The organism is Micromonospora sp. NPDC047738, assembly GCF_040642675.1.
GTDB lineage: Bacteria > Actinomycetota > Actinomycetes > Mycobacteriales > Micromonosporaceae > Micromonospora.
Genome location: NZ_JBEYSO010000009.1, coordinates 297,815 through 305,188, shown reverse-complemented (window position 1 = coordinate 305,188; position 7,374 = coordinate 297,815). Strand labels below are relative to the sequence as shown.

Here is a 7,374-nt window from a genome sequence, read left to right as displayed (position 1 = left end):
CGGTCCGTTGGTGCGTGTCCCTCCGGACGCTTTCCCGCTCGGCTGTGGGGCCGGGTGGGGGAGGGTGCCCTGCGTCGCCTGGGCGCGGGGCGTGGGGTGCGGGGCCGGGTGGGGCCGGTCTTCGACCGGTCCCTCCGGCTGGTCTTGGAGGTGCTGGGGGTGATGACGGCTGCGGCTTCGAGTTCGTCGACGACCGTGCGGATCGCCATGGCGCCGGTGGTCTTGTCGATGACGGTCTTGCCCTGGTGGGTGAGGCCGCGGGCGGCGATGCGCCGCCAGGCGCCGTGGTCGCGGTCGCCCTGCCAGCGGCAGGACTGGTTGGGGCAGATGGCCCACTTCCATCCCGGTGTGGTGGGCCGGTCGGGGGCTTTACGGTGCTGCAGCGGGGTCAAACATTGCGGACAGTGCTTGGACGTGTTCCGGGCGGGAACGGTGACCACGGCGATCCCGTGCTCGGCGGCGAGGTGCCGCATCCGATCGCTGATCTTTCCGCGGACCTGCTGGGACAGACGCGTGTTCAGGCTGTGCCCCATGCCCCGCGCTTCCATCGACCGCAGGTCTTCCAGATAGATGACGGACGCCCGGGCGGCGATCGCCTGGTCCACCGTCCAGCGGGCGGCAGCCCACGCGAGCGCATCGTTGAGGTTGGATCGGCGGGTGGACACGTGGCGGATCTCGCCGGCCAGCACCTCACGTTTCGCCCTCAGATGCTCGTCCGGGCGGCCGCCGAGCAGCCGCGCGTACTGGTCGGCCTTCGCATGCAGCCGTTCTGACAGGCGTCGGAGCCGGTGCTGCTTGGCGAGGATGCCGGCGGCCCGGAACTGTCCACCAGCCCCCAACGCCGTGATCCGCCCATCCTCTCCCAGTCGTAGGGCTCCGGCGCTGAGGAGGGTGTTGAGGCCCCAATCCACACCGACCGCCACCGTGTGGCCGGTGCGCGCGGCTTTCGGCACCGGGTGCGTGTATGCAACATCGGCACGCACCTGCCCGCCGGTTATTCGGAGGGTGGGCAGGTGCAGCAACGCCGAGGCAGGAACCGTGGACGGCAGCCTGATCGGGCAGGCGACCCACGTCCAGTCCCGATACGTCTGCGGATCCGGACGGGTGGGCAACTGCAGCCGCAGCAGCGCCCTGCCCGGGTCGGTGTCGCTGCGCTCGATCGTGGCCTGCTGCCGATCACACGCGGCCAACAGCAACATCCGCCCGATCCTCGGGACGCCTTCCAACTCGAACACGTCCACCGGCAGCCGGCCGTTGGCCTTGGCGAACGTGACGGCCTGCCGGGTACGGCCCTTGATGACGCTGGATGGCAGATACTCGCCGCCGGGGATCGAGGCCCGCACCTGATCCCACTCCGCGGGCGTGCGCTTACGCGGATCAGCCGGCCACGTCGCCAGGACCCCGCCGGTCACATCGGCGCGCCACTTCACCGAACGAAGCGCACGCCCCGCCTGCTCCTGCGCCATCCGCACGATCCGATCATTGACCCTCACACCCCCAGGCGGGGCGACCGTCCACCCCAGGCGCCGCAGCGCCATCCACGCGTTCGACGGCAAACCGCCGCCCACCCGCATCCACCCCGGAAGCCAACACCCCCACATCCACGCTGTTCCAATGCTCACCGACCAGCGCGGCCACCATGCCCGCCACCAGGCCGGCACACCACCCGACCCGCTGCGCCAGCACCGCCTGAGACAGGACCTCGCCGGTTGCCTCGTCCACCCCCACGCGCAGCACAGCACGGGCACACGCGGTGCGGGCCGTCTCACCCTCGGCCAGCCGCAGCTTCCCGCTCACCGACCCAACGCCTCAACACCGATCCACAAAAACCGGCCCTCACCGCCGGCCCTCACCGCCGGCCCACGCCACCGGAACCCTCCCCGAGCCAACCCAAACGTGATGCGCCACGGGGTGAACACCGACACGCTTCCCGGCCTTGGAAAGCCGAAAACGTCCCACACAGGCCAATCTATGATCACTGATCATCGATAATCAAATCGGTTAGCCTCGATCGAACAAGCCGGTGTTGCATCCACCGCTGGCCGCACTCGGTCAGGTTGTGCAGTACTACGTGAAGGGCGTACGGAGCTTCATTGAACAGCAAGTCGGCGTGTCCATGCTGGCCATCGTGTTCGCTTTCGTGCTGGTGTGGCTTGCTGTCAACCTTCGACATTGGCCGGTGGCTACCCGCGTCGCCGGTGTGTTCATCGCGCTGGGCGCTGCTTTGAACGGCCTGGCCATCGCGCTCAACGGTCGGATGCCTTACGAACCCGCCGTGGCCGCCGCAGTGGGGGCCTGCGCCCGGGCCTGGCGACACCCAAACGAATCTGCCGACGCCAACACACGGTTGCCGTTCCTCGGCGACACTATCCCGATCGCACCCCTGCACAAGGTCATCAGCCCTGGCGATGTCCTGATCAGCGGCGGCGCCTGCGCGATGGTCGTGCTGGCCATGTGTCGCCACCGGCGGGGACAATCTGTTCCGTCACAGACCGAGGGGGTGAATCATGACTCTGGCTGTCAACTGGCGGCGCGTCATGCTGGCGATGTTCACGCTCGCATCGCTGGCACTGCTGCTCTACACGGTGGGCGCACCGCTGACGGAGGGAAGCTAGACGCTCGCCGGCTGGAGCACATCTGGGAGGTGGCCCAGCCGGCGCGCTTCTCTGCGTTCACCCGGAAGCCAGCTGAGGCAGCACGCGAACCACGTGCCGGACCGGGCGGGACGTGCGGTAGTCAGCCGGCCGACGCGTCGGCCCGCCGTACCACTTCGGCAGCGGTGCGGACCACGGCCCGGTCCAGCAGTCGGCCGTCGGCGTCGGTCGCCACACCGGAGCCACGACGTTCTGCCCGCTCCATCGCCTCCAGGACCGCCCGGGCGGACGCCAACTCGGCGGCGGTGGGGGCGAACACGTCGTTGATGACCGCGAGTTGTCCGGGGTGGATGGCGGTGCGGGCCCGGAAGCCCTGCCGGAGCAGGGCCCGGGTCGTCTGCTCCAGCCGGGCTGCATCGCGCAGCGTTGTCTCGACGGGCCCCACGGGAGGGGTGATCCCGGCTGCGGCCGAGGCGACGACGACCTGCGAGCGGATTGGGCCGAACTCCGCCCGGTCCGCCCCCGGCTGCAGCCCGAGCTCACCGGCCAGGTCCGCCTCGCCGATGCCGAGTCGGAGCACGCGTGGCGCGGCGGCCACCTGCGCCGCGGTGAGCACCCCTCGGGCGGTCTCGATCAGCGCCACCACCTGGAAGGTCGGCGCACCCGGGCCGAGCCGCCGCTCGGCCCGGGTGAGCGCCGCGTCGACCTCATGGAGCAGGTTCGGTTCGGCCTTGGGCACCCAGATACCCACCGCCGCCGCGGAGAGGACGGCGATGTCCGCCTCGATCTGGTCACTGTTGATCCTGACCCACAGGCCAGGCCCGTTCCGCGGGGCGGCGGCGAGGAACGCGCCGACCGTCTCACGGGCCTGCTCCTTGCGGGCCGCGATCACCGCGTCCTCGAGGTCGAGTACGAGCGCGTCGGCGCCCCGCCCGGGGGCCTTGTCCAGCAGGTCCGCCCGGTCGCCGGGCACGTACAGATAACTGCGCGCCACCGTCTGCACTCCTCGCCTCCCTACCGCTGCGGCCGGGAGATGTACCGGCCGTGCGGCTCGCCGGCGACCTTGCCGTCGACGAGCACCTGCTCGCCGCGGACGAAGGTGTCGGTCACCTTGGCGGTCAGCTCGAAGCCCTCGAACGGCGTGTACTCCTGGGTCGACTCGGAGTCCTCGGCCCGAACCGTCCAGGTCACGTCCGGGTCCACCAGGCAGATGTCCGCGTCGTAGCCCTCGGCGATCGCGCCCTTGTGGTGCAGACCGAAGCGGCGGGCCGGGTTCCACGAGGTCAGCTCGGCCACCCGCTGGTACGACAGGCCGCGCCGGCTGCCCTCGGTGACCAGGCCGGGCAGCAGGTACTCGGCGCCGCCGAAGCCGGACTTCGCCACGAAGATGTCGTCGCGCGGTTCACCGAATTTCACCTCGTCCCGGCAGCAGGCGTGGTCGCTGACCACCCAGTCGATCTTGCCGTCCAGGACGTACTCCCAGAGTGCCTCGACGTCCTCGCGGGGGCGCAGCGGTGGGTTGACCTTGCCGCCGAGCCCGTGCGCGGTGCTGATGTCGGCCAGCAGGTGCCCGATTGTGACCTCCCGGCGGAAGTCGATGTGCGGGAACGCCTGTGCCATTCGCAGCGCCGCGTCAACGGCCTTGTACGAGGACAGGTGCAGCAGGTTGATCTTCGGCAGCCCGGTCTCGTGCGCCAGGTACGACGCGATCGACACGGCCAGCCCCTCCGAGTGCGGTGGCCGGGAGGCGTGATAGGCCTCCAGCCCTTGCAGCCTGCCCTCCTGCTCGACCTGCCTGGTGTAGGCGCTCATGATCTCGGCGGTCTCGCAGTGCAGCGACAGCGAGATGTCGTCGGCCAGCTCAGGGAACTGTTCACGGGCCGCCTGCACTCCCCGCATGACGAACTCGAAGTGGGCGTAGTCGTACCGCTCACCCTCCGGGATCATCAGGAATGAGTTCTGGTCGGCGGAGCGGCCGTGCAGCCCGTGGCTGCCGTAGAACATGAAGATCTTGAACGAGGTGACCCCGTGCTCCGCCACCAACTGCGGGATCTCGTTGATGTGCTCGCGCATCATCGGGGCCAGGTGGAAACCGTAGTCGATGTATGAGCGGCCCTCGGCGGCGGCGAGGACGTCCGGGAAGAAGTCGTCGTACCGGCCGCCGCGGTTGAGGTAGTACTGCCCGGTGCGCATGTAGTTCAGTGCGGTGGTCACGCCGCCCTGCACCGAGGCGCGGCTCTCCGACACGGTGTCCTCGCCCAGCGGGTTGTAGATGCCCCAGTGCTGGTGGGCGTCGACCACCCCGGGGAAGGCGAGCCGCCCCCCACCGTCGACCGCCCGGGCGGCCTCGCTCACCTCGATGTGTGGGGCGATTCGGCTGATCCGGCCGTCGGTGACAGCGACGTCCAGCAGCTCGGGTTCGGGCCGGTCGTGCCGGACGACGCGAATGTTGGTCAGCAGCAGGTCGAAGGTCGTCATGGGGGTGCTCCTCGTTGTCGGTTCAGCGGCTCGGCGCCACCGGCGCGGCGTCGGTGGCCCTCTCACACGTGATCAAGCTGGTCAGCTGCCGGACGTCGGGGGCCTGGTCCAGCCGGTGGACCTCCTCCTCGATCTGGGCGGCGATCTGCGCCGGCAGCCCGGCTGCGGTGTTGTGGTGGAACTTCACCGCCAGTTCAGCCTCGCTGAGCGGGCGTTGCGGCCCGCCGCGGTTGGCCAGGACCGCCTCGGTCCACTCCCGTCCGTCGCGGGTGACCACCCGCAGTACCGCTGGGAACTGGTTGGGGAAGATGGCGTCGCACCGTTCGTCGGGCACCACCTCGACCTTTGCCATCAGGGCCCGGCGGACCGGCTCACGGGCCAGGTCGTCGGTGAAGTCGGCCAGCCCGACGCCGAGCCCGCCGCCCCCGCACAGTCCGGCGGCGACCGCGTACGGGCCGCTGAACTGCGCCTCGTAGCCGGTCTGCGGGGCGCGCTTGCGTTCGATGGGTTGCCCGATGGTGCGGATCACCGGCGACGGCACGCCGAGTGTGATCGAGTCGATCTGGTCGATCGGCAGCCCCCGCTCCCGCAGCGCGATCGCCGCGTCGATCGCGGCGTGGGTGAAGTGGTTGGCCGGGTACGGCTTGAAGAAGATGCCGGGCACCGCCCAGTCGGTGTCGAGCCCTCGGACGACCTCGTCGGCGTCGAACTCGCCGCGCAGGAACGCCTGGAAGAAGCCGAACCGTCCCTCCAGCACCGTCGGTGGGCCGGTCACGCCGTGCCGGGCCAGCAGTGCCGCGCTGACCGCCGAATGCGCCGCCCAGCCACAGTGGATCCGTTTGACCGTGCCGCCGTTGCGGTTGGACTCGATCAGCCCGGCGGCCATCGAGGCGGCCACCCCGAGGGCGTCCAGGGTGCTGCCGGCGTCCAGCCTCAGCAGCCGGGCTGCGGCGACCGCTCCGCCGAGCGTCCCGCAGATCGAGGTGGCGTGCTGGCCGTGCTCGAAGAAGACCGAATTGCCGACGGTCCGGTCGTAGCCGGCCATGCCGAGGCGTACACACACCTCCAGGCCGACGGCGATGGCGGCGACCGTTTCTCGGCCGGACGCGCCGGCCAGTTCGGCGGCGGCGAGGGCGGCCGGCACCACCGACGCGCTGGGGTGCAGCACCGACGGCAGGTGCGTGTCGTCGTAGTCGAGGGAGTGCGCCAGCACGCCGTTGGCGAACGCCGCCAGCGCCGCGGGCACCCGCTCCGCCAGGCCGACCACCGAGGCCTGGCCCCGGCCGCCCTGCTCGGTGACGTACGCCAGGGCCGCCTGACTGGTCGGCAGCGGGTACGCCGCCACGCAGAGCCCGATGATGTCCAGCACCCGGGCGCGGACGCTGGCGACCACCTCGTCGGGGAGTGCGTCGGCGGGTGTGTCGGCGGCGAAGGCGGCCAGGCGCTGGCCCAGGGTGGGCTCAGTCACGGCTGATCACCGCCAGTGGACGCACCGGTGAGCCGGTGGCACCGTACAGCGGCAGCGGCGACATGATGAAGGTGAACTCGTACACCTCGTCGCGGGCGAGTTCCTCCAGCGCCAGCGTCTCGATCAGGTAGATGCCGTGTTCCACCAGGAGGATGCGGTGCGCCGGCAGCACGCTGTGTCCCTTGCCAGGCGGCAGGCACTCGAAGGCGATGGTGTCGGCTCCGGCGGCGTGTACCCGGCGTTCGGCCAGCCAGGTGGCACCGTCCGCGCCGATCCCGGGCACCCCGGACTCCTTCCCGATGTAGCGGGTGCGGTCCTCGTGGTCGAACAGCCGCCCCCAGCCGCTGCGGATGAGCACGACGTCGCCCGGTCCCACCGACGTGCCCTGCCGGCACACCGCGGCGTCGAGGTCGGCGTCCGTGATCTCGTAGCCGGCCGAGCAGCTCTCCTGCGCCAGCGCGCCCGGGATGTCGAGCAGGACGCCCCGGCGGACCATCGGCGCGACGGTGTGCACGCCCAACTCGTGGAACCGGCCGCCGACCTGCGCGGCGGTGGCGTCCACCCCGCCGTGCATCCGGCCGTTGTGGGACACGTGCGCGAGGGCATCGACGTGCGTGCCGACGTGGGTGCCCATCACCAGCAGGTCGTTGGCGGCGGAGCCGCCGTCGGGCCGGACCGTGTCGCCGTGCCGGCGCGGCAGGGTGATCCAGAACGGCGGGTGGTTCGGTGACTGCGGCATGCCGACGGTGAGCGGCCGGCCCAGGTCGTAGATCGTGACGCCGGCCTGCACGGCGTCGAGCAGGCTGTCGGCGGTTCTGGCAGTGGTGGCCACGG

6 protein-coding genes and 1 pseudogene are annotated in these 7,374 nt (G+C 70.8%); 1 reads left to right on the top strand and 6 read right to left on the bottom strand.

The window, feature by feature from the left end:
• Together ABZ783_RS17980 and ABZ783_RS17975 are read right to left on the bottom strand one after the other, a co-directional pair.
• On the bottom strand, window positions 1-1,466 hold a 1,466-nt coding region (locus ABZ783_RS17980; protein WP_357439286.1), incomplete at its 3' end, for a zinc ribbon domain-containing protein.
• Between the two features lie 13 nt (window positions 1,467-1,479).
• The gene (locus ABZ783_RS17975; RefSeq protein ID WP_357439247.1) at window positions 1,480-1,797 is read right to left on the bottom strand and encodes a hypothetical protein; all 318 of its coding nucleotides are present in this window, start codon (window positions 1,795-1,797) and stop codon (window positions 1,480-1,482) included.
• Between the two features lie 226 nt (window positions 1,798-2,023).
• On the opposite strand from ABZ783_RS17975, the pseudogene ABZ783_RS17970 reads away from it, so the two are divergent.
• Window positions 2,024-2,431: pseudogene (locus tag ABZ783_RS17970) on the top strand (DUF5317 family protein); the annotation flags it as partial.
• 305 nt (window positions 2,432-2,736) lie between these two features.
• Here the strand turns inward: ABZ783_RS17970 and ABZ783_RS17965 are convergent.
• Genes ABZ783_RS17965 through ABZ783_RS17950 form a run of 4 tightly spaced genes read right to left on the bottom strand, consistent with a single transcriptional unit; the run spans window position 2,737 to window position 7,372 of the window.
• Window positions 2,737-3,597 carry a CoA ester lyase gene (locus tag ABZ783_RS17965; protein ID WP_357439245.1) on the bottom strand — a complete coding sequence of 287 codons (861 nt, stop codon included), beginning with the start codon at window positions 3,595-3,597 and terminating at the stop codon, window positions 2,737-2,739.
• Between the two features lie 11 nt (window positions 3,598-3,608).
• Window positions 3,609-5,072, bottom strand: a complete 1,464-nt coding sequence (locus ABZ783_RS17960; RefSeq protein WP_357439242.1) for a dihydroorotase family protein — start codon at window positions 5,070-5,072, stop codon at window positions 3,609-3,611.
• Between the two features lie 22 nt (window positions 5,073-5,094).
• Window positions 5,095-6,540, bottom strand: coding sequence for an MmgE/PrpD family protein (locus ABZ783_RS17955; RefSeq protein WP_357439239.1), 1,446 nt, complete (start codon window positions 6,538-6,540; stop codon window positions 5,095-5,097).
• Entirely contained in the window at window positions 6,533-7,372 is an 840-nt protein-coding gene (locus ABZ783_RS17950) for a cyclase family protein (protein ID WP_357439237.1), read from the bottom strand. Before ABZ783_RS17950 ends, ABZ783_RS17955 begins: the two co-directional genes overlap by 8 nt.
• Window positions 7,373-7,374 lie beyond the last annotated feature (2 nt).

What these genes read in the sequence shown, in the direction of transcription:
- ABZ783_RS17960 (WP_357439242.1), bottom strand. Translation starts at nt 5,072, where the DNA reads ATGACGACCTTCGACCTGCTGCTGACCAACATTCGCGTCGTCCGGCAC.